The sequence below is a fragment of the Streptomyces sp. NPDC023573 genome, from assembly GCF_055559735.1.
Map to the genome: position 1 here is coordinate 267,584 of NZ_JBVHKB010000010.1, position 21,148 is coordinate 288,731.

At 72.5% G+C, this 21,148-nt stretch carries 20 protein-coding genes and 1 pseudogene; 10 read left to right on the plus strand and 11 right to left on the minus strand.

The features are described from left to right. Positions 1 to 12: 12 nt before the first annotated feature. From ACZ32T_RS29285 to ACZ32T_RS29295, 3 genes and pseudogenes are all read left to right on the plus strand, one after another. Positions 13 to 1,701 carry a DUF885 domain-containing protein gene (locus ACZ32T_RS29285; RefSeq protein ID WP_467369943.1) on the plus strand — a complete coding sequence of 563 codons (1,689 nt, stop codon included), beginning with the start codon at positions 13 to 15 and terminating at the stop codon, positions 1,699 to 1,701. An 83-nt stretch (positions 1,702 to 1,784) separates the two neighbouring features. Then, on the plus strand, positions 1,785 to 2,654 hold the full coding sequence (locus tag ACZ32T_RS29290; RefSeq protein WP_467271224.1) for an ATP-grasp domain-containing protein: 870 nt from the start codon (positions 1,785 to 1,787) through the stop codon (positions 2,652 to 2,654). A 67-nt stretch (positions 2,655 to 2,721) separates the two neighbouring features. Further along, positions 2,722 to 2,844 (plus strand): annotated as a pseudogene (locus tag ACZ32T_RS29295) (Lrp/AsnC family transcriptional regulator); the annotation flags it as partial. Here the strand turns inward: ACZ32T_RS29295 and ACZ32T_RS29300 are convergent. From ACZ32T_RS29300 to ACZ32T_RS29310, 3 genes are all read right to left on the minus strand, one after another. Beyond that, the gene (locus tag ACZ32T_RS29300) at positions 2,834 to 5,887 is read right to left on the minus strand and encodes an AAA family ATPase (protein WP_467369945.1); all 3,054 of its coding nucleotides are present in this window, start codon (positions 5,885 to 5,887) and stop codon (positions 2,834 to 2,836) included. The pseudogene ACZ32T_RS29295 and the gene ACZ32T_RS29300 overlap by 11 nt on opposite strands. Next, on the minus strand, positions 5,884 to 7,050 hold the full coding sequence (locus tag ACZ32T_RS29305; protein ID WP_467369947.1) for an exonuclease SbcCD subunit D: 1,167 nt from the start codon (positions 7,048 to 7,050) through the stop codon (positions 5,884 to 5,886). Before ACZ32T_RS29305 ends, ACZ32T_RS29300 begins: the two co-directional genes overlap by 4 nt. A 132-nt stretch (positions 7,051 to 7,182) precedes the next feature. Further along, the gene (locus ACZ32T_RS29310; RefSeq protein WP_467369949.1) at positions 7,183 to 7,818 is read right to left on the minus strand and encodes a YigZ family protein; all 636 of its coding nucleotides are present in this window, start codon (positions 7,816 to 7,818) and stop codon (positions 7,183 to 7,185) included. 82 nt (positions 7,819 to 7,900) lie between these two features. Here ACZ32T_RS29310 and ACZ32T_RS29315 point away from each other — a divergent pair, with 82 nt between their 5' ends. Further along, entirely contained in the window at positions 7,901 to 8,317 is a 417-nt protein-coding gene (locus ACZ32T_RS29315; RefSeq protein ID WP_467271234.1) for a CoA-binding protein, read from the plus strand. Positions 8,318 to 8,422: 105 nt separating this feature from the next. Beyond that, positions 8,423 to 9,232, plus strand: coding sequence for an AAC(3) family N-acetyltransferase (locus ACZ32T_RS29320; RefSeq protein WP_467369951.1), 810 nt, complete (start codon positions 8,423 to 8,425; stop codon positions 9,230 to 9,232). Positions 9,233 to 9,413: 181 nt separating this feature from the next. Here the strand turns inward: ACZ32T_RS29320 and ACZ32T_RS29325 are convergent, their stop codons facing one another. Together ACZ32T_RS29325 and ACZ32T_RS29330 are read right to left on the minus strand one after the other, a co-directional pair. Then, a complete protein-coding gene (locus tag ACZ32T_RS29325) occupies positions 9,414 to 9,968 on the minus strand; it encodes a YbaK/EbsC family protein (protein WP_467271238.1) in 555 nt (184 codons plus the stop codon). Positions 9,969 to 9,999: 31 nt separating this feature from the next. After that, positions 10,000 to 10,584, minus strand: coding sequence for a helix-turn-helix domain-containing protein (locus ACZ32T_RS29330; RefSeq protein ID WP_467271240.1), 585 nt, complete (start codon positions 10,582 to 10,584; stop codon positions 10,000 to 10,002). Between the two features lie 93 nt (positions 10,585 to 10,677). Between ACZ32T_RS29330 and ACZ32T_RS29335 the strand changes: the two genes are divergently transcribed. After that, positions 10,678 to 11,544, plus strand: a complete 867-nt coding sequence (locus ACZ32T_RS29335; protein ID WP_467369953.1) for an EamA family transporter — start codon at positions 10,678 to 10,680, stop codon at positions 11,542 to 11,544. A 35-nt stretch (positions 11,545 to 11,579) separates the two neighbouring features. On the opposite strand, the gene ACZ32T_RS29340 is transcribed toward ACZ32T_RS29335, so the two are convergent. Further along, a complete protein-coding gene (locus tag ACZ32T_RS29340; protein ID WP_467271244.1) occupies positions 11,580 to 12,332 on the minus strand; it encodes an acyltransferase in 753 nt (250 codons plus the stop codon). 147 nt (positions 12,333 to 12,479) lie between these two features. On the opposite strand from ACZ32T_RS29340, the gene ACZ32T_RS29345 reads away from it, so the two are divergent. Then, a complete protein-coding gene (locus ACZ32T_RS29345; protein ID WP_467271246.1) occupies positions 12,480 to 13,013 on the plus strand; it encodes a gamma carbonic anhydrase family protein in 534 nt (177 codons plus the stop codon). A gap of 46 nt (positions 13,014 to 13,059) precedes the next feature. Here ACZ32T_RS29345 and ACZ32T_RS29350 read toward each other — a convergent pair whose 3' ends face one another. Both ACZ32T_RS29350 and ACZ32T_RS29355 read right to left on the minus strand, forming a co-directional pair. Beyond that, positions 13,060 to 13,707, minus strand: a complete 648-nt coding sequence (locus tag ACZ32T_RS29350) for a DedA family protein (protein WP_467271248.1) — start codon at positions 13,705 to 13,707, stop codon at positions 13,060 to 13,062. Between the two features lie 131 nt (positions 13,708 to 13,838). Further along, the gene (locus tag ACZ32T_RS29355) at positions 13,839 to 14,276 is read right to left on the minus strand and encodes a DUF4442 domain-containing protein (RefSeq protein WP_356715122.1); all 438 of its coding nucleotides are present in this window, start codon (positions 14,274 to 14,276) and stop codon (positions 13,839 to 13,841) included. A 108-nt stretch (positions 14,277 to 14,384) separates the two neighbouring features. Here ACZ32T_RS29355 and ACZ32T_RS29360 point away from each other — a divergent pair, with 108 nt between their 5' ends. After that, positions 14,385 to 15,419: a DUF8017 domain-containing protein gene (locus tag ACZ32T_RS29360; protein ID WP_467271250.1), complete on the plus strand. Its 1,035-nt coding sequence runs from the start codon at positions 14,385 to 14,387 to the stop codon at positions 15,417 to 15,419. 67 nt (positions 15,420 to 15,486) lie between these two features. Beyond that, the gene (locus tag ACZ32T_RS29365; RefSeq protein WP_467271252.1) at positions 15,487 to 16,797 is read left to right on the plus strand and encodes an MFS transporter; all 1,311 of its coding nucleotides are present in this window, start codon (positions 15,487 to 15,489) and stop codon (positions 16,795 to 16,797) included. Here ACZ32T_RS29365 and ACZ32T_RS29370 read toward each other — a convergent pair. The 3 genes from ACZ32T_RS29370 to tuf form a co-directional block, all read right to left on the minus strand. Then, positions 16,759 to 17,604: a spermidine synthase gene (locus ACZ32T_RS29370; protein ID WP_467369955.1), complete on the minus strand. Its 846-nt coding sequence runs from the start codon at positions 17,602 to 17,604 to the stop codon at positions 16,759 to 16,761. The genes ACZ32T_RS29365 and ACZ32T_RS29370 overlap by 39 nt on opposite strands. 144 nt (positions 17,605 to 17,748) lie before the next feature. Then, positions 17,749 to 18,603 (minus strand): patatin-like phospholipase family protein, encoded by an 855-nt coding sequence (locus ACZ32T_RS29375; protein ID WP_467369957.1) that lies wholly within the window; start codon positions 18,601 to 18,603, stop codon positions 17,749 to 17,751. 68 nt (positions 18,604 to 18,671) lie between these two features. Further along, the gene (gene tuf / locus ACZ32T_RS29380; RefSeq protein WP_467369959.1) at positions 18,672 to 19,841 is read right to left on the minus strand and encodes an elongation factor Tu; all 1,170 of its coding nucleotides are present in this window, start codon (positions 19,839 to 19,841) and stop codon (positions 18,672 to 18,674) included. A gap of 409 nt (positions 19,842 to 20,250) precedes the next feature. On the opposite strand from tuf, the gene ACZ32T_RS29385 reads away from it, so the two are divergent. Continuing rightward, positions 20,251 to 20,997, plus strand: coding sequence for a TVP38/TMEM64 family protein (locus ACZ32T_RS29385; RefSeq protein ID WP_356715082.1), 747 nt, complete (start codon positions 20,251 to 20,253; stop codon positions 20,995 to 20,997). The last annotated feature ends 151 nt before the right edge of the window (positions 20,998 to 21,148 follow it).

Sequence of the window (21,148 nt, forward strand, 5' to 3'; positions counted from 1 at the left end):
AGGATGTCCCACATGTCAGACACATCGAGCAGCGCACTGCCGCGCCAGGTCGCCGACGCCTACGTCGACGCGTATATCGAACTCGACCCGATCACAGGTACCTATCTCGGTGTCGCGGAAAGCTCCCACCGGCTGCCCGATTTCTCGCCCGCAGGCCAGGCCGCCATGGCCGGGCTCATCCGCAGCACCCTCGGGAAGCTCGACGCCGCCGAGCAGGTACCGGGCGCGGACACCGACGAGGAGAGGCGGTGCGCGCGCCTGCTGCGGGAGCGCCTGACGGCCGAACTCGCCGTCCATGAGGCCGAGGAGGGGCTGCGGGCCGTTTCCAACATCCACTCCCCCGCGCACAGCCTGCGCGACGTGTTCTCGGCGACGCCGACGGCGACGGACGAGGACTGGGCGGCGGTCGCGGACCGGCTGCGGGCTGTGCCCGCGGCTCTCGAGGGGTACCGCGCCTCGCTCGCCCTCGGCCTGGAGCGCAAGCTCTACGGCGGCCCGCGTCCGGCCGCGACGTTCATCGGCCAGCTGGGAACCTGGGCCGGGGAGGACGGCGGCTGCGGATTCTTCCAGGACTTCGTGGCCGGGGGCCCCGCGTCACTGCGCCCGGAGCTGGACGAGGCGGCCGGGCAGGCCACCGGGGCCCTGGTCTCCCTGCGGGACTGGATGAGGGACGTCTACGCCCCCGCGATCGAGGGTGCCCCCGACACGGTGGGCCGGGAGCGCTACGCCCGCTGGGCACGCCAGTTCAACGGCACGGACCTGGATCTCGACGAGGCGTACGCCTACGGCTGGTCCGAATACCACCGGCTGCTGGCCGAGATGAAGACCGAGGCGGACAAGATCGTCCCGGGCGCGGGTCCCTGGGAGGCCCTCGCCCATCTCGACGTGCACGGCAAGCACATCGAGGGCGTGGAAGAGGTCCGGGCCTGGCTGCAGAGCCTGATGGACGAGGCCATCGAGGCGCTCGACGGCACCCACTTCGAGCTCGCCGAGCGGGTCCGGAAGGTGGAGTCCCGGATCGCTCCCGCGGGCGGGGCCGCCGCCCCGTACTACACCGGGCCGTCGGAGGACTTCTCACGGCCGGGCCGCACCTGGCTCCCCACCATGGGTGAGACCCGTTTCCCCGTGTACGACCTGGTGTCCACCTGGTACCACGAGGGCGTGCCGGGCCACCACCTGCAGATCGCGCAGTGGACGCATGTCGCGGACAGCCTGTCCCGCTACCAGGCGTCGGTCGGCCAGGTCAGCGCCAACGCCGAGGGCTGGGCACTGTACGCCGAGCGGCTCATGGACGAACTGGGCTTCCTCCCCGACGCAGAGCGCCGCCTCGGCTATCTGGACGCGCAGATGATGCGCGCCTGCCGGGTGATCGTGGACATCGGCATGCATCTGGAGCTGGAGATCCCCGGCGACTCCCCGTTCCACCCCGGTGAGCGGTGGACACCGGCTCTGGCCGAGGAGTTCTTCGGCAGCCACAGCGGCCGGCCCGCCGACTTCGTGGAGAGCGAGCTGACCCGCTACCTCTCCATGCCGGGGCAGGCCATCGGCTACAAGCTGGGCGAGCGCGCCTGGCTGCTGGGCCGGGAGAACGCGCGTAAGGCTCACGGCGACGCGTTCGATCTCAAGGCCTGGCACATGGCGGCCCTGTCGCAGGGGTCGCTCGGCCTGGACGACCTCGTGGAGGAGCTGTCCAGGCTCTGATCCCGGCGGTGCGGGGGCCCGGTGCGCGCCACCGGTCCCCGCACGCCCCTTTTCCCCACCGACAGCCCGAAGGACGATGTCCCATGTCTGCGCCCGGTTTCCTGTTCTGCCGCGACCCTCTGCGGCCGCGGCACTCCGATCCGACTTTCGCCCAGGAGGCGGCCGCGGCGGTCCGCGCCGGTGCGCGGACCACCCTGGTCGACCACGACGCGCTGCTCGCCGGGGACCCGGAGAGCGCCGTCGGCCGGGTGCCGCGGGACTCGGGTCCGTACTGGTACCGGGGCTGGATGATTCCGCCCGCCCGCTACGCGGAGCTGGAGCACGCGCTCGCCGCCCGTGGCTGCTCGCTGCTCACCGACGCCTCCGCCTACCGCGCCGCCCATGAACTCCCCGGCTGGTACGAGGTGTTCACCGAGCTCACCCCGCTCAGCGTCTGGCGTGCCCTGGCCGCCGGTGAGGCGCTGCCGGAGCCGTCCGTGTGGGCGGGCCTCGCCCGGGGTCTCGGTTCCGGCCCGGGAATCGTCAAGGACTTCGTGAAGTCCCGTAAGCACGAGTGGGACGAGGCGTGCTTCGTCCCGGATCTGGGGGACGAGGAACGACTGGCCCGCGTCGTCGGCCGGTTCGTCGAACTGCAGGGGGACTTCCTGGCCGGCGGTGTGGTGCTGCGTGCGTACGAAAGGTTCGTGCCGGGCGGGGAGGCGCGGGTGTGGTGGGTGGACGGCGAGGCGGTGCGGGTGACGGCTCATCCGGACACTCCGGGCCTGCTCCCCGCGCCCGCCCTCGACGCCGTCGGCGAGGCCGTGCGTGTTCTCGGCTGCCGGTGGGTGACCACCGACATGGCGCTGCGGGAGGACGGTGCGTGGCGGGTGGTGGAGGTCGGTGACGGTCAGGTCAGCGGCCTGCCCGCCGGGGACGACGGTGCGGGCGTGTTCGCCGCACTTCTCGGCACGTGAGAACGCCCTGACCCGCTCAGCACCCGCAGGCGCGGTGAGGGGGTCGGCGGTGCGCCGCTCCGGCCCCAAGGCGACCGCGCGGTCGATGCGTCATCTGGAGGAGGTCACGGGGAGGATCGGCGCCCTCGGCTCCGTGACGACCAGCGTCGTCCACTCCTCGCCCCTCCCCCGTCGGGCGATCAGCCGCTGAGCGCTCCGGCCGCCTGGTGGACCACCGCCGAGCCGTGCCGCTCCTTCACCACCTCGAGCTGGGCGGGGATGCGACGGCGCAGGTCGGCGACATGGCTGACGATGCCGACACTGCGGTCGCGTTCGCGCAGCGAGTCCAGGACGTCGAGCACCTCGTCCAGTGTCTGGTCGTCCAGACTGCCGAAGCCCTCGTCGATGAAGAGCGTGTCCAGGCGCACTCCGCCCGCCTCGTCCGTCACCACGTCGGCGAGGCCGAGCGCCAGGGCGAGCGAGGCGAAGAAGGTCTCCCCGCCGGACAGCGTGGCCGTGTCGCGCTCCCGGCCCGTCCAGGAATCGACGACGTGCAGTCCGAGCCCCGCCCTGCGGCCCCCGCTGCGCTCGTCGGAGTGGACCAGCGTGTAGCGGCCGGCCGACATCCGCTGGAGGCGGGCCGTCGCCGCGGCGGCCACCTGTTCGAGGCGGGCCGCCAGCACGTACGCCTCCAGCCGCATCTTGCGTTCGTTGTCCGCGGAGGTGCCCGCGGTCAGACCGGCGAGGCGGGCCACCCTCTCGTGCTCCTGGCGCAGTGGGCCCGCCGCGCGGACCTCTTCCTCCGCGCGGCGGGAGAGCCGGGCGAGCTCCGCGCCGCGCTCCTCGGCGGCGGCGTGCACGGCGGCGCTGTCCCGCAGCATCCTCGCGGACCGGTCGTACGCCTCCTGAGCCGCGTCCGGGTCTGCGGCCGGCCGGCCGGCGGCGGCCCGGGCGTCCTCCTCCGCCAGTCGGTCGGCGACCGTGGCGGCCTCCGTCTGCCAGGCGTCGATGCGATGCTGCAACTCCCGCTGGGCGGTGTCGCCCAGGATCTTCGCGGCGGCGGCCTCCGGGGTGGCGAAGCCGGCCTTGAAGGCGGCGTCGGCGAGTCTGCCGTCGGCCTCCTTGAGCCGCTCCGCCGCGTCCTGCTCCGCACGGAGCGCCTCGGCGGCGTCGGCCACCAGCCCGGCACGGCGCTCCAGGAGCCCCGCATGTTCGGCCACGGAACCGCAGTCACCCCGAGCTTTCACCAACTCGGCTTCCAGAGCGGACTGTTCACGGTCGAGGGCCTCCCGCTGCGAGGTACGTGCCGCGCCACGCCGCTCGGCCTGCTGCCGGTCGTCGAGGCGGCCGAGCTGCTCACGCTCGGCGACGGCGAGCGCTTCCCTGGCCGCGTGCGTCCCGGCGGCCAGGCGGTGCGCCTCCGCGTGCTCCTGGGTCAGGCGGTCGACGACGGCCCGCAGTCCGGCCACGGAGGCCTCTGATCGGACGGCAGGCCCTGTGACCCCGTCCACGTCCTCCGGGTCCGCCGCCTCCGCCCGGGCAGCGGCCAGTCGTTCGCGCACCACCCCCAGCTCGTTCTCCGCCTCGGCACGGTCCCGGTCCGCCCGCTGGTGGGCGGCGAGCGCCGCCTCCTCCGTTGCACGGTCCACGTGGCCGGCCTCCGCACGGGCCGGCTCGGGGTGCTCCGCCGAGCCGCACACCGTACAGGCGACGCCGTCGACGAGCTGACCCGCCAGTTCCGCGGCGATGCCCCGCAACCGCTGCTCCCGCAGCGTCAGCCACTTCTCGTGCGCGTCAACAGCACGTTCGCGGGCCGCGGTCAGGGCCGCCGCCGCGGTTTCCTCGCGGAGGCCGAGGGCGTCACGGCGGCGTGCCGCCTCCAGCCTCCTGCGGGCGGGTTCGAGGCGGCCGGCCAGCTGTTCCGCGCGGGTCGCGGCCTCCTGCGCCGTCTCGACGCGTTCCCTGAGGCTCCGGTGAGTGGCGTCCCAGCCTGCCAGCCACTGTGCCGCCTCCTGGACCAGTTCGTCGTCGGAGCGGGACTGCCGCTCCAGGCGGGAGCGTTCGGTGTCGATCTCCCGGCTGCGCCGTTCGGCCCGGCGTGCGGAGTCGAGTGCGCCCAGCTCGGCCCGCAGTCCGCGTTCCGTGCCCGCCAGCTGCTCGAAGCCCGCTTCGGATAGTGCGGGAGGCAGCCCCGCGCGGGACCGCTCGCGGGCCTCGACAGCCGTGCGATGGGCCCGCTCCGCCTCGTCGCGCAGGTCGAGCGCCGGCGCGACCAGGTCGGCCTTGCGTGCACGGGCCAGCTGTTCGTGGCAGCGGTCGCGTTCCGCCCGGCGGTCCTCCAGCCCCGCGGCACGGCGCCGGGTCTCCTCGTAGCGCTGCTGGAGCCGGGCGAGTTCACGCTCGGATTCGAGTGCGCTGCGCGCGGCTGCGGCCCTGCCCTCGGCCGCATCCAGGGCGCACCTGGCGATATCGGCCCGCTCAGCGGCTCCGCCGCGCGCGACGGCGGCCCATCGCAGGACCCCTTCGGCGAGACCGGGCTCGCCCGGCCGCGCGTCCGGCGGCGCCGCCTCGTCCCCCGCCGGGCCGGCCGCCTGGGCGATGCGCTGGGCCAGCGCGAGGATCTGCTCGTCCCCCGCCTTGACCCGGGCTTCGGCCGCGCGTCGCAGTTCGGCCAGGCGCTCCTCGACGGCGGCGAAGCGGCGGGTGTCGAAGAGCCGGCCGAGCAGCTTTCCTCGGGCTTCGGCGTCGGCCCGCAGGAACCGGGCGAAGTCGCCCTGCGGCAGGAGCACCACCTGACAGAACTGGTCCCGGCTCATCCCGACGAGGCCGCCGATCTCCTCGCCGATCTCCTGGTGGGAGCGGCTGAGAGCCTTCCATCCGCGTTCCGGGTCGTACTCGCGCAGCCAGCTCTGTGCCTTCTCGGTCGTGAAGCCGCCGCCCCTCTTCTTGGGGCGGGGCTGGGCGGGCCGTCTGGTGATCTCCAGGCGGCGCCCTCCGACGGTCAGCTCCAGGCACACCTCGGTCGTCAGGTCCACCGGCGCGTGGTCACTGCGCAGCGAGGTGCCGGGGCTCTGCCGGGCACCGGGCACCGCGCCGTACAGGCCGTAGCAGACGGCGTCGAGGACGGACGTCTTGCCCGCGCCGGTGGGACCGTGCAGCAGGAAGATGCCGGCCGAGGACAGTGCGTCGAAGTCGACTTCCTGAGGGGCGCCGAAGGGTCCGAACGCGGTCAGGGTGAGCCTGTGCAGCCTCAACGGGACACCTCGTCCACTCCGTCGGTCACCCGTACGTCGTCGAAGACGGCACGCAGCACCTTCCGTTCCTGTGCGCTGGGTCCGCTTCCGCCGCGTACATGTGCCACGAAGTCCTCCGCCACCTGCTGGTCGTCACGTCCCCGCAGCCGCTGGGCGTACGACGCGTGGGGGTCCTGCGGGGAACGCTCGGGGTCGAAGACCAGGCTGAGGGTGTGCGGGAAGCGCTCCGTCAGGCGGGCCATCGGCTCGTCCGGCCGCGACGGGTCCGTGAGCGTGGCCTCCACCCAGGAGTCCTGGTGCCGTTCGAGGGCCGGGTCCTCGAGCAGTGTGCCGAGGCGTCCGCGGAGCCGGGCCAGGGGGCGCGGCTCCGGGCAGTCGACGCGTTCGGCGGTCAGGTCCCCGCCGGGGCCCAGATCGATCAGCCACATCGTCTTGCGGTGTGTGTGCTCGGAGAAGGAGTACGCGAGGGGTGATCCGGAGTAGCGCACGCGTTCCGTGACCGTCTGGCAGCCGTGCAGGTGGCCGAGTGCGACGTAGTCGACGCCGTCGAAGACTCCTGCGGGGACGGCGGCGACACCGCCGACGGTGATGTCGCGTTCGCTGTCGCTGGGTTCGCCGCCCGCCACGAAGGCGTGGGCCAGCACGACGGACCGGGTGTCGTCAGGCCGGGCGGCGAGATCGGCCCGCACCCGGTCCATGGCCGCGGTCAGGACTGCTTCGTGCCCCGCCTTCGAGGCACCGAGGCTGTCCTTGACAAGAGCCGGTTCCAGATAGGGGAGGCCGTAGAACGCCACGTCGCCGTTCGTGTCGCGCAGCACGACCGGGGTGGCGCAGTCGGCGGGGTCGGTGCGCAGATGGATCCCGGCCCGTGCGATCAGCCCGGCACCGACGCCGAGTCTGCGGGCCGAGTCGTGGTTGCCGGAGATCATGACGGTCGGGACGCCGGCGGTGGCGAGCCGGTGCAGTGCCTCGTCGAAGAGCTCGACCGCCGGGAGCGGCGGCACGGCCCTGTCGTAGACGTCGCCCGCCACGACGACCACGTCGACGGCCTGCTCGCGCACCGTCCCGACGAGGTGGTCGAGGTAGGCGGCCTGGGCCTCGAGCATGGAGACGCGGTGGAAGGACCGCCCCAGATGCCAGTCCGAGGTGTGCAGAATCCTCATGCCTTCACTCCGGCTGCTCCGACCCGCATGTTCCACTTCCTCCGCCCCCGGGACCGGACCGGTCCGCACGCCACCCGCCGCGGTTTTCCGCGGCCGGCCCGACCACGCTAATGCCGCGCGGCCCCGGACCCCTCATCCGCCTGGGACATCCCCGTACGCCTCGCCGCCCAGTTCGAGCGTCGCGGAGCCTGCCGTGGCGTCCGCCAGCCAGGCCCTGAAGCCGTCGACGTCGGCGTCCGGCACCCCGACGGCGATGGTCACGGCCTCCGTGTAGGTCACGTCGCGGACGTCCACTCCGGTGGCCCGCAGATCGTTCTCCAGCTTGCCCGCCCGCTGGTGGTCGACGGTGACGGTGGCGAGGCGGAACCGGCGGCGGGTGGTCGTGCCCAGCGCGTCGAGCGCCTCGCCGACGGCTCCTCCGTACGCCCGGATCAGTCCGCCGGCTCCGAGCTTGACGCCGCCGAAGTAACGGGTGACCACCGCGACGGCGTACCGCACCTCACGGCGCATGAGCATCTGCAGCATGGGGACGCCCGCCGTTCCGCCGGGCTCCCCGTCGTCACCGGCCTTCTGCACGGAGGCGTCGGCGCCGATGACGTAGGCGAAGCAGTTGTGGTTGGCGGTGGGGTGCTCCTTGCGGACGCGCGCGACGAACTCCTGCGCCTCCTGCTCGGTGGCGGCGGGGGCGAGCGCGCAGAGGAAGCGCGATCGGCTGACCTCGGTCTCGTGCACGCCCGCGCGGGCGACTGTCCGGTACTGCTCCTGCATCGGTCCACCCTATGCGCCGGACCGTCCCGCGCTTTCACCCTCCCGTGGGGAATGGTCCGGCGGGACCGTCCGTTGTCAGGGCATGTACGCAGACGATGAGACGGTTCGCAGGATTCTCCAGGACACGGGCGACACATGGGCGGTGGTCGGTCTGTCCACCAACCGCTCCCGCGCGGCGTACGGGGTGGCCGAGGTCCTCAAGCGCTTCGGCAAGAGGGTGGTGCCCGTCCACCCCAAGGCGGAGCCGGTCCACGGCGAACAGGGGTACGCCTCGCTGGCGGACATACCTTTCCCGGTCGACGTGGTGGATGTCTTCGTGAACAGCGACCTGGCGGGCGGTGTCGCCGACGAGGCGGTGGCGGTGGGGGCGAAGGCGGTCTGGTTCCAGCTCGGAGTGATCGACGAGGAGGCGTACGGGCGCACGCGCGCCGCCGGTCTCTCCATGGTGATGGACCGCTGCCCGGCCATCGAGATACCCCGCCTGGACGCCGGCCGCTGACGTCGGCCCGGGCCCGCCTCCACCACGAGAGCACCCGGGCCCCGGCACCCGCGGCACGCCCGCCGTCCGGAGGCGTGGTGTCGGGGAAGGCCACCGGCGGGGAGAATGTGTGCCGTGACACAGCGTCTCCTCCTCGGCGGTGAACGCGTCGCCACCCAGCTGTACGAGCTCGGTGTGCGGCGGGGCGGCGTCCTGCTCGTGCACGCTTCGATGCGCTCCGCGGGCGGTGACGCGAGGGGGATGGCCGATGCGCTGTGCCGGACTCTGGGCCCGGAGGGGACGCTGGTCGTTCCTGCCTTCACGCCGGAGAATTCCGATACCTCGCGCTCCTACCTGGATCGGGTCCGCGGCCTGAGCGACGAGGCCCGCGCCGAGGTGCGCGCGTCGATGCCCGCGTTCGACCCGGCGACATCTCCGGCACCCGCCATGGGCGCGCTCGCCGAGTGGGTGCGGCTGGCTCCCGGCGCGCTGCGCAGCACCCACCCGCAGACCTCGTTCGCCGCGCTCGGCCCGGCGGCGGAGAAGCTGCTGTCGGCCCACCGTCGGGACTGCCACCTGGGCGAGGACTCCCCCCTCGCCCGGCTGTACGAGGCGGACGCACAGGTCCTGCTGCTGGGGACGGGCTTCGCCAGCTGCACCGCCTTCCACCTCGCGGAGTACCGCCGCCCCGCCCCGCCCCGCCGCCTCTACCGCTGTGTGGTGGCGTCGGGGGGCGGACGCCGCTGGTGGGAGTACGAGGACATCGCCCTGGACGACAGCGACTTCGCCGCACTCGGTGCGGACTTCGTCCGTGCACGGGCCGGAGTGGTCCGCAAGGGCAGGGTGGGGGCCGCGCGGAGTCACCTGTTTCCCGTGCGCGCGGCTGTGGACTTCGCTGCGGAATGGCTCGGGGACCGTCGGCGCGACGGTCGCTGAGCGTTCCCTTCGGCTGCTGTCGACAGTCCCTGCCGACTGTCGGGAGTCCCGTCGGTTGTCGGGAGTCCCACCGGTTGCCGGGAGTCCCACCGGTTGCCGGGAGTCCCACCGGTTACGGGGAGTCCCACCGGCTGTCCGGAGTCCCGCCGGCTGCCGAGAGTCTCCGTCGGCTGCCGCCCCCTCAGACGCCGAGGCCCTCCAGTAGAACCGCTCCGGGCAGTGCGGCCAGGGACTTGCCCGGGACGATCAGCTTGCCGCGGCGGCTGCCGCTGCCGATCAGCACCCATTCCTCGTCCGCCACGGCGGGGTCGACCAGGAGGGGCCAGGCCACCGGGAGGCCGATCGGGGTGATCCCTCCGTACTCCATGCCGGTCTCGCCGACGGCCACGTCCATCGGAGCGAAGGACGCCTTACGGGCCCCGAGGTGCTTGCGCACCACCCCGTTCACATCGACCCGGGCGCGCGACAACACCACGCACGCGGCGAGGGTCGTGTCTCCACCCCGCTTGCCCGCCACCACCACGCAGTTCGCGGACGCGTCGAGCAGCTCCGCGCCGTAGTGCTCGGTGAAGACGGCCGTATCGGCGATCTCCGGGTCGGTGTCGACGTGGAGGACCGACTCGGCGGGGATGCCGCCCCAGCCGGCCGCCACCGCTGCCGCGACGGGAGGGGTGAGCAGGTCCAGCCGGTCGGCGGCGGGGGCGGCATCGCCGAAGATGTCCAGGAGAGAGCGCATGCCGCTCACGCTAACAGCCCCTGCGAGCCGCTTACTTGCCCTCTCGGCGGACCGGCGGGATCGAGACCGCCATGGTCAGGTCGGCGGGCTCGGAGCCGTCGTTGCGGTAACTGTGCGGCACGTGCGCCTCGAACGTCGCGGAGGTGCCGGCGGGCACCACGTGGGCCTCGCCGTCGACGATCAGCGTCAGTTCACCCGCCGTGACGTGCAGGAGCTCCACCGTCCCCTCGGGGTGCGGGTCGGAGGCGCTGCTGTCACCGGGCATCAGATGCCAGGACCAGAGCTCGATCGGCCCCCTGGCCTCCGTGCCCACCAGAAGCGTGGTCGAGCTGCCCGCCTCCGTCGACCACATGCGTACCGCCTGGGCCTCCGGCACCAGCCGCACCTGGGAGCCCTGCTCGTAGTCGAGCAGGGTCGTGATGCTGACGCCCAGTGCGTCGGCCAGTTTGACGGTGGTGCCGACGCTCGGGTTCGTACGGGCCTGCTCGATCTGGATGATCATGCCGCGGCTGACCCCCGCCCGTGCCGCGAGAGCGTCCAGGGTGAATCCGCGCTCGCCCCGCCAGCGCTTGAGGTTACGGGCGAGCGACTGCGTCAGCTGATCGAGGTCAGACACATTCCGTCCAATATTCTGGATGACATAGTCGAAGATACTGCACTACCGTGTGGTGTCCCCACCCGGCCACCAGACTGTACTGCGAGGCTCTTCATGACAGCACTGTTCGCTCTGGCCACGAGCCTGCTGTGGGGGCTGGCCGATTTCGGCGGCGGCCTGCTGACCCGGCGGACACCCGCCCTCACCGTGGTGGTCGTGTCCCAGTGCATCGCCGCCGTCGTCCTCGGGGCCGTCGTGATCGCGACCGGGGGCTGGAGCGAGGCCGGGGGCCGCCTCTGGTTCGCTGTCGCGGCGGGGGCCGTCGGTCCGGTCGCGATGCTGAGCTTCTACAAGGCCCTCGCGCTGGGCCCGATGGGCGTGGTCTCCCCGCTCGGCTCCCTGGGGGTGGCGGTCCCGGTCGGAGTGGGGCTGCTGGTCGGCGAGCGGCCCGGACTGCTGCAGTACGCCGGGGTGGCGGTCGCCGTCGCGGGGATCGTCATGGCCGGCGGGCCGCAGCTGCGCGGCGCGCCGGTGCGGCGCCAGGCGGTCGCACTGACCCTGGTGGCCGCTTTCGGCTTCGGAGCGGTGATGGCCCTGATCGCGGAGGCGTCCACCACGCTGACCGGCCTCTTCCTCGCCCTCTTCGTCCAGCGGCTCACGAACATCGCGGTCGGCGGAACGGCGCTGTACGTCTCCGTGCGCCGGGGCGGCCGCGCACTGCCCGAGGACGGCGGGGCGGCCACCGTCCGGGCCGCGCTCCCCGCGCTGGCCTTCGTCGGGCTCGCCGATGTCGCGGCCAACGGTACGTACTCGGTCGCCGCGCAGCACGGTCCGGTCACCGTCGCCGCCGTCCTGGCCTCGTTGTATCCCGTGGTGACGGCGCTGGCGGCGCGAGGCGTGCTGGGCGAGCGACTGCGCGGGGTACAGGCGGCGGGTGCGGGCCTGGCCCTGCTCGGAACACTCCTGCTGGCGACGGGCTGACGGCTTCTGGGAACGGACGGGTGGACCCGCAGGCGTCAGGCGCCCTCGGTCGCGTCCTCCAGCAGCAACGCCACAGCGGCCAGTTGCTCGGGCGTGACCCCGTCGGGGATCGGCACCGGCGCGGGAGTACGCAGCGGCGGCTGCCAGCCCTTCTCCGGATCCCAGCTCCGCACCACCCGGGCGGGCGCCCCGGCCACCACCGCGTTGTCGGGTACCTCTCCGCGTACGACGGCTCCTGCCGCGACCACCACGTTGCGGCCGAGCCTGGCCCCCGGGAGGATCACCGCCCCGGTGCCGATCCAGCAGCCCGGCCCGATATCGACCGGCTCCATGCGCGGCCACTGCTTGCCGACCGGCTCGTCGGGATCGTCGTAACTGTGGTTGGTGGAGGTGATGTAGACGTACGGACCGCAGTAGGTGTCCGAGCCGATCGAGACACTGGTGTCGGCGATGACATGACTGCCGCGGCCGAGCACCACACCGTCGCCCAGGGTCAGGACGGTCTCGGCCCCCAGATCCAGATCGGGCATCAGGCCGGCCGTGAGCGTCACCTGTTCACCGATGATGCAGTGGTCGCCCAGTTCGATCCATGGCTCCCCGAAGACGGTGCCCTGAGGGAAGGCGAGCCGGGTTCCCGTACCGATACGGCGGAACCGGAGCCGCCCGGGGTGCTGCGCGGTGACCGCTCCGGTCTCCTGCACCCAGGCCCAGACGCGATGGACGGCGCGGGACGCCAGGCCACGCCGCCGGAGGGCCAGGGAGGAGAGCGAGTTCCGGTTCTTCGGCACGCGCTCACGGTAGTCCGCCCGGGCGGAGCGGGCCCTCGCGACGGGCTGTGATGTTCACCCCACCTGTCCGGCGCGCCGGGGCCGTCCATTACGGTTCGTGCGGAACAAGGGGCCCGAGCGCACCACACCTCACCGGAGGAGCAGGCGATGGCAGTGCAGGCATTGGTCACCGGTATCGGCGGCAAGGACCCGGACATCGATCCGGACGCCTTCCTCGCCCCCACCTCCGTCGTGATCGGCGACGTGTCGATGGCCGCGGGGTCCAGCGTCTGGTACCACGCGGTGCTGCGCGCCGACGCCGGCCCGGTCTCCCTGGGCCCCGACAGCAACATCCAGGACAACTGCAGCGTGCACACGGACCCCGGTTTCCCGCTGACGGTGGGCGCCAGGGTCTCCGTGGGTCACAACGCCGTACTGCACGGCTGTGTCATCGAGGACGACGTCCTGGTCGGTATGGGCGCCACCGTGCTCAACGGCGCGCACATCGGGGCGGGTTCCCTGATCGCCGCACAGGCACTCGTGCCGCAGGGGATGCGGGTGCCCCCGGGGTCCCTCGTCGCCGGCGTGCCCGCGAAGGTCAAGCGGGAGCTGACCGCCGAGGAACGCGAGGGCATCGCCTTCAACGCGGCGGGTTACGTGGAGCTGGCGAAGGCCCACCGCGCGGCGCACCAGGAGGACTGACGGCCGCGGGGCCCACCACGGCGGGCCCCGCGAGGGCCGCGCGGGCTCAGTCGGCCGGGACCGCGTCCGGCACCGGGTGGCCGGCCTGCTCCGCGGCCTTCTTGGCACGGTTCTTCAGCACCAGCATCGAGACCAGGCCGATCAGCACGGCGGCCAGCAGCCCCAGCCACGAGAAGCGCTTGAGCCACGCCTCCGCGACGACTCCCACCGAGTAGATGACGGCGGTGGTGCCGCCGGCCCAGACGATCCCGCCGAGCACGTTGGCGAGGAGGAACTTCCAGTACGGCATGTGCAGGACACCGGCCAGCGGCCCCGCGAAGATCCGCAGCAGTGCGACGAAGCGGCCGAAGAAGACCGCCCACATGCCCCACTTCTCGAACGAGCGCTCCGCCATGGCGATCTGTGGCGCCCCGAAGTGCTTGGGAAACTTTCCGCCGAGCCAGGCGAGCAGGGGGCGGCCCCCCTTGCGGCCGATGGCATATCCGATGGAGTCACCGATGATCGCTCCGGCGGACGCACAGGCGCCGAGCACCACGGGGTCGATGTCGCCGTGCTGGGAGGCGAGGAGCGCCGAGCTCACGAGGATGATCTCGCCGGGCAGTGGGATACCCAGACTCTCGAGTCCGATGACGACCCCCACCAGGAGGTAAATGCTGACCGCGGGGACGGTCTCGAGCCACTCCTGGACGTGCAACGCGGGGTCCTTCCCGTGAGAGATCTGCGGCCGTGCACCACGGGTGGTGCACGGCGGGCAGCCTACCGGGCCGGACGGCCGGAGCGGCCCCCACCGCCCCCGGCCGGGACGCGCGGGAGGCCGGGGGGCGGTCAGCGGTTCGGACGCAGGGTCCAGACCACGCTCATCTCACTGGTGACGGCGCCGTCGGCGCGACGTATCTCGACGCTCACGGGAAACTCCGGGCGCTTCCCCTCATCGAGTTCCGCGACGACCTCGGCCGCCGGGCGGCCCAGCACCGCCGTCGCGGTGAGTTCACCCATGGCCACCTTCTTGAAGGCCATCTCCGTGGTGACGGGCAGCGGGACGGCACGGGCCATCTGGTCGCCGAACGCGGCGACGACGATCGCGCCGCTCGCCGACTCGGCGAGCGTGAACATCGCTCCGGCGTGGGGTCCGCCGAGGTGGTTGTGGTAATCGGCCCGGTCGGGGAGCGAGAGGACAGCGCGCTCCGCGGTCGTCTCGAGGTACGTGATGCCGAGGGTCCGGACCATCGGGACGCTCGCGGACAGAATGTCGCCGACCGTCATCTCTTCTGTGCTCATGACGTGATGTTACTAGCGGGTAGCACTCTTTGACCATCCCCTCACAGGGCCGCCCGTGGCAGAGGGCCCCCCACCCCTCTATGGTTACTGGCCATGTGGCCAGGACAGCAGCCGCCCGGGGGCGAGCAGAACCCGCAGGACCAGAATCAGAACCCGTACCAGCAGCCGGGGTACCAACAGCCGAATCCCTATCAGCAGCCGGGATACCAACAGCAGGGGCAGCCGGGCTATCCGCAGCCCAACCCGTACCAGCAGCCCACGGTGCCGCAGTACGCCGTACCGGGCGGGCCGGGCGGGCCCCGGCCGGACGACAAGAAGAAGACGACGATCGTCGCCGTGGTCGCGGCCACCGCGGTCGTCGTCGCGGCGGTCGTCACCGGTGTCGTCGTGATGAACAAGGACGACGACAAGGGCGGCTCGGACGTGGCCGGAGGCAAGGCGTCCTCGTCGCCGTCGGCGAAGGCGTCCGAGTCCGCGTCGTCCTCCCCCGCGGCCAACCCGCGGGGCGGCGAGGACGCGGCGCCCACGGTTCCGGGCTGGAAAGTCGTGACCAACCCCAAGTGGGGCACACAGTTCGACGTGCCGGGCGACTGGGAGGTCTCGGGTACCGGTGTGATCTCGGGCTTCGAGGACGCGAAGAACCCCACGGGTCCTCCGGCGGTCGGCTTCTCCGCGCCCGCGCACTACAAGACCAAGTGGTGCACCGACGACCCGGACAAGGACGGCACGAAGGACGACACCAGCCTGGCCGGTGTCGGCACCAAGGGCGGGCAGGGCGCCAAGAACACGGATGAGGCGGCCACGAACGAGGCCGCCAACTGGGTCTGGGCCGCCTATGCGCAGGAGGACCCGAAGGACAAGGTGAAGACCGCCGAGCCCAAGCCGTACACGACCAAGTCCGGCCTCTCGGGCAGCGTCGTCACGGCCACGGCCACGGGTCTGGCCAACAAGAACAAGTGCGACACCGACGGCAAGTCGATCGCGTTCACCTTCAAGAACGCCAAGGACGAGTATTCGTCCTGGATCCTCTACGCGAACGCGGGGATCGACGACGAACTCCCCGACACCACCATCCAGAAGATCCTCAGCACGGTGCGTCTGGCGGAGGGCGCGGAGACCGCGTCCTGAGTCTCCGGCGCCCACCGCCGGGACGGTCCATTTGGCGGGAGGGGGCCTGGGCGGGGATAGTCCCTTGGTGACTTCCGCCGCCCCCTCCCCCTCACCCGCCCTCCGCTCCCTGCCGGAAGGCCGCAATTTCGGTCTGCTGACCGCCGCCGCGATCATCACGAGCCTGGGTACCAACGGCGCTCTGATCGCGGCGGCGTTCGCGGTTCTGGAGTCGGGCGGCGACGGGGGCGACGTCGGCCTGGTCGCAGCCGCGCGTACGGCGCCACTGGTGCTCTTCCTGCTGATCGGCGGCGCGGTGGCGGACCGGTTGCCGCGTCACCGGGTGATGGTGGCCGCGAACACGCTCAACTGTGTCTCGCAGGCGGTCTTCGCCTGGCTGGTGCTGACCGGCGGCGCCGAACTGTGGCACATGATGCTGCTGACGGCGCTCTGCGGTACCGGGCAGGCCTTCTTCGGTCCGGCGGCCGAGGGCATGCTGATGTCCAGCGTCAGCGGTGAAGGGGCGGCCCGCGCCTTCGCCTTCTTCCGGATGTCGATGCACGGCGCCGCCATCGGTGGCGCGGCACTCGGCGGGGCCATGATCGCTGCCATGGACCCGGGCTGGGTGCTGGCGGTCGACGCCGCCGCGTTCGCCCTCGCCGGCGTCCTGCGGGCCTTCCTGGATGTGAGCCACATCCCCGCGCGCGCACCCGGCGGCGGGCTGCTCGCCGATCTCCGGGACGGCTGGCGGGAGGTCGTCGGGCGTCCCTGGCTCTGGGCGGTCGTGCTGCAGTTCTCCGTGGTCGTGGCCGTCGTCGGGGCCGCCGAGGCGGTGTACGGACCGCTCGTGGCGCGGGACGAGCTCGGCGGTGCCCGCCCCTGGGGGTTCGCCCTCGCGGCGTTCGGGGTCGGCACGCTGGGCGGGGCCCTGCTGATGATGCGGTGGAAACCCAGGCGGCTGCTGCTGGCCGGGACGCTCTGCGTGTTCCCGCTGGCCCTGCCGTCCGCGTCGCTCGCGATCCCGCTGCCGGTGGCGGGCCTCTGCGCGGTGATGTTCGCGACCGGGGTCGCCATCGAGGTGTTCGGGGTCTCCTGGATGACGGCCCTGCACCAGGAGATCCCGGAGGAGAAGCTGTCCCGGGTCGCCGCGTACGACTGGTTCGGCTCGGTGGCGATGGTGCCGCTGGCCACCGCCGCGGCCGGCCCGGTGGAGACGCTCGTCGGGCGCAGCGAGGCACTCTGGGGCTGCGCCGCGCTGATCGTGCTGGTGACGGCAGGTGTGCTGTTCGTCCCGGATGTGCGGAATCTGAAGCGCCGCACCTCGGTGAAGCAGGTCAGCGTGCCGGAGCGGCCCCGGGAATCAGCCGATGCCGAAGGCGCCCTCGGGGGGCTCGGGTGAGGCCACGGCCTCACTGTCCCGCACCGGCTTCGCATCGCCCATGAACCGGGTGAGCGCCGCTCCGTACTCGACCCGCGCGGGGAACGCGTCGGCGGCGCACAGCCGGGTGAGCGGAGCGACGTCGACCGGGGAGCGGGAGGCGATCAGCACGGCGTTCCCGAAGCGCCGGCCGCGCAGCACAGCCGGTTCGGCGATCAGGGCGAGCTCGTCGAAGACCTCTGCGAAGTTGGCCAATTGGGACCGCAGGAAGGTGAAGGGAGCGCTGTCGGCCAGGTTGGCCGCGTAGACGCCGTCCTTGCGCAGGACGCGTCCGGCCGCCCGCGCGCATTCCACGGAGGTGAGGTGGGCGGGCACCCTCGCGCCACCGAAGACATCGGCGATCAACAGGTCGGCGGAGTCCTCCGGAGCCTCTTCCAGCCAGCTCCGGGCATCCGTGCCGTGCACCGTGACACCGGCGCCCTCGGGCAGCGGCAGATGCTCGCGGACCAGGTCGACGAGTCCCCGGTCCGCCTCGGCCACGTCCTGCCGCGAGCCGGGCCGGGTGGCCGCGAGGTACCGCGGCAGCGTGAGCGCGCCGCCACCGAGATGCACGGCGTCCAGCGGCGTTCCCGGTGTACCGGCCCGGTCGATGACATGGCCGAGCCGGCGTACGTACTCGAATTCGAGGTGCTCCGGCTCGTCGAGATCGACGTAGGACTGCGGGGCGCCGTCGACCGTGAGCAGCCAGGCACGGTCCCGGTCGACGTCGGGCAGCAGTCTCGCGGTGCCGCAGTCGGTTTCGCGGATGACGGGTATCGGCTCGTTCACGCCCTCATTGTGACGGGCGTGGAGCCCCTGTGGTGACGGAAGTGGAGCCGGATCCCGGTGGTGACGGGAACGGAGCCGGATCCCCGGTGGTGATGGGCGGGTAGCCCCTGTGACGGCGGGCGCCGGCCCCGAACCCCCGCGGGGTCAGCCGTTCCACACAGCGGCGACCGCCTCGGTGTGGGCGGCGGACTGGGCGAGGCCGGCCCTGGCTGCCGCGGCCCGTCGTGCGGGGTCCAGGGAGTTACGGCCGATGGCCTTCCGGGTCGCGGCGTCCGGGGTGATGACCTCGACGCGGGCGCCCGCGGCCTCCAGTTCGGCGGCCTGTGCGCGGGGCGAGGCGATCACCTTGTTGCCACTCGCGGTGGGTGCGATCACGACGACGCGTTCGTAACCGGAAGCGAGGTGGGCGTTGGCCGGGGAGTGCACGCCCCCGTCGATCCAGCTCCCGCCGCCGGCGCTGACCACGGGCCAGACCGCTGGGACCGCGCAGCTCGCGGTGACGGCGTCGGTGAGCGCGACCGTGCCCGTCCTGTCGAAGGTGTGCAGAGCGCCTGTCAGCGCGTCCACGGCGGTGATCAGGAGGTGCCGTTCGGGCCATTCGGGGGACGGAAGCCTGCTCGCGATCGACTCGCGCCGTTCGTCCGCGGTCGCCGCGAGACGGCTGTCCCGGGCCAGGGCGCCGAGCCTGCGGCCGTACTCGTCGGGCGTGCGGGAGGAGAGCACGGCTCTCGCGTACCGCAGGATGGTGACCGGTCCGAGCCGGCCCGCCGCTCCCTTCTTCTCGTTCTCCGGAGAGGCCAACTGCCGCTCGTAGAGGTCGTCGACTCCGGCGGGGCCGAATGCGAGCTGGGCTCCGACGATGGCCCCCGCCGAGCTTCCGACGATCAGATCAGCGGTGGAGAGGTCGACGCCCGCTTTGGCGAGGCCGTGCAGGAGGCCGGTTTCCCAGGCGGTGCCGGTGACGCCTCCGGCACCCAGTACGAGAGCTGTGTCTGCCATGACACCCAGTCTGATGCACCGCGCGCGGCCCGCCTCCCCGGGGTGGGGAGACGGGCGCGCCCGGGCCGTCAGAGCAGACCGGTGACCGTGCCGGCGCCGACCGTGCGGCCGCCCTCGCGGATCGCGAAGCCGAGCCCGGACTCCAGCGGGACGTCACGGCCGAGCTCGACGGTCATGGTGACCGTGTCACCGGGCCGCGCCACCGCCGCCTCGCCGAGGTCGACGTCACCGACGACGTCCGCCGTACGGATGTAGAACTGCGGCCGGTATCCCGTGGCGACCGGAGTGGTCCGGCCCCCTTCCCGAGCCGACAGGACGTACACCTGGGCGGTGAAACGCCGGCTCGGCGTCACGCTGCCGGGCGCCGCCACCACGTGTCCGCGGCGGACACGGTCGCGCTCGACCCCGCGCAGCAGCAGAGCGACGTTGTCGCCGGCCTCGGCGGACTCCATCGGCTTCCCGAAGGTCTCCAGGCCGGTGACGACCGTCTCGACGTCCGCGCCGAGCACCGACACCCGGTCCCCGACACGCACCGTCCCGCGCTCCACGGCTCCGGTGACGACGGTGCCGCGGCCGGTGATGGTGAGCACGTTCTCCACGGACAGGAGGAACGGCGCGTCGGTGTAGCGCACCGGCATCGGCACGTACGTGTCGACCGCGTCCAGCAGCCCCTCGATGGACGCCGTCCAGCGTGGGTCCCCCTGGAGCGCGCCGAGCCCCGACACCCGTACGACCGGCACGGTGTCCCCGCCGTAACCGTGCGCGGAGAGCAGCTCACGGACCTCCAGCTCGACCAGGTCGGTGAGCTCGGGGTCGCCGGCGTCGGCCTTGTTGAGGGCCACGACGATGTGGTCGACGCCGACCTGACGGGCCAGCAGCACGTGCTCCGCGGTCTGCGGCATGATGCCGTCGAGCGCGGAGACGACGAGGATCGCCCCGTCGAGCTGCGCCGCTCCGGTGACCATGTTCTTGACGTAGTCGGCGTGTCCGGGCATGTCGACGTGCGCGTAGTGCCGGGTGTCCGTCTCGTACTCGACGTGCGCGATGTTGATGGTGATGCCGCGCTGGGCCTCCTCCGGGGCCCGGTCGATCCGGTCGAACGGCACGAAGGTGCCGGTGCCGCGGTCGCTGAGCACCTTGGTGATGGCGGCGGTCAGAGTGGTCTTGCCGTGGTCGACGTGGCCCATGGTGCCGATGTTGAGGTGCGGCTTGGTGCGCACGTATGCCGTCTTGGGCATGGCTCGATCCTTGGATTTCGAAGCTGGGACGAGAAGACCCCGGGGCCCTGCCGACCCTCCCCTTGCGGGGTCCGCCGGACTGTCGGGGGAGGGTCAGCTTCGGGCGCCGCCGAAGGGCGCTGCGGCAGCGGCGAACGCCGCGTCAGTTGCTGCTGCGACCACTGCGGTGCGAGCGGCCGCGAGGCTCACGGCAGCCTTCGGCGCGTCCGCGACTGCGGACCGCGCTGCGAGGAAGGCGTACCGGAACATGCCCTGATCATGGCGGAGCGGGGCATCCGCGTCGAATGGTTTACGCGCGGGCCCGCCCCACCCGCGGCCGGGCGGAGCAGTCGGCCGGCGTGACGAGTGACTCTCCGCCCCCGCACGGACATTACGGCGATCACACACCTGTTTCGGTTACGCTCCCCAGATGTTCGACCCCGTCCCCGCAACACGGCCCTCCGGTGGCCTCGCAGTGCGCTGTACGAGGGCGCTCCTGTCCCCCTGGTCCCGGTTCTCCCTGCTCGTGGCGGTCCTGCTGGCCGCTGCCACCACCATGCTGCTGTTCGAACCACAGCGGCTGCTGGCCTCCGGCTGGCCCCCTCAACTCACGGGTTCCGCCGCGGCGATGCTGTTCGGGCTCGCCTACGGCGTGTGCACCGTGGCGTTCGTACCGCGTCCGCTCCTCAACCTGGCCGCCGGTGCGCTGTTCGGTGCCCAGACCGGTCTCGCGGCGGCGCTCGCCGGAACCGTCCTCGGTGCGGGCGTCTCCTTCCTGCTCGGCAGGGTGCTGGGGCAGGACGCGCTCCGGACCCTGCTGCGCGGCAAGTACCTGAAGGCGGCGGACGGTCTGCTGAGCCGGCACGGGTTCAGGTCGATGCTGGCGCTGCGGCTCTTCCCCGGGGTGCCGTTCGCCGCGGCCAACTACTGCGCGGCGACCTCTCGCATGGGCTACCCGCCGTTCCTGCTGGCCACCGGGCTCGGCTCGATCCCGAACACGGCCGCGTACGTCATCGCGGGCAGCTCGGCCTCCTCCCCCACGTCACCCGTGTTCCTGGCCGCGATGGGCTTCATCGTGCTGTCGGGGGCGGGTGCGGCGCTCGTGGCCTGGCGCAGGCGGCACAAGCTGGGCGGCACGGACGGTGCGCCGTCGCCCGGGGCGGGCGACGCGGCATAGCCAGGGGCAGGCGGGAGTCTGTTCACCTGTAGGCGATACGCTGCGCGCAACCGACAGAGGATGTCCGGGGCCGTGGCGTCCCGTCCCCTTTTCTGACCGCATCCGCACGCCGCCGACGGCCTTCGCGTCCGTCGGCCGTTGCATGAGTACC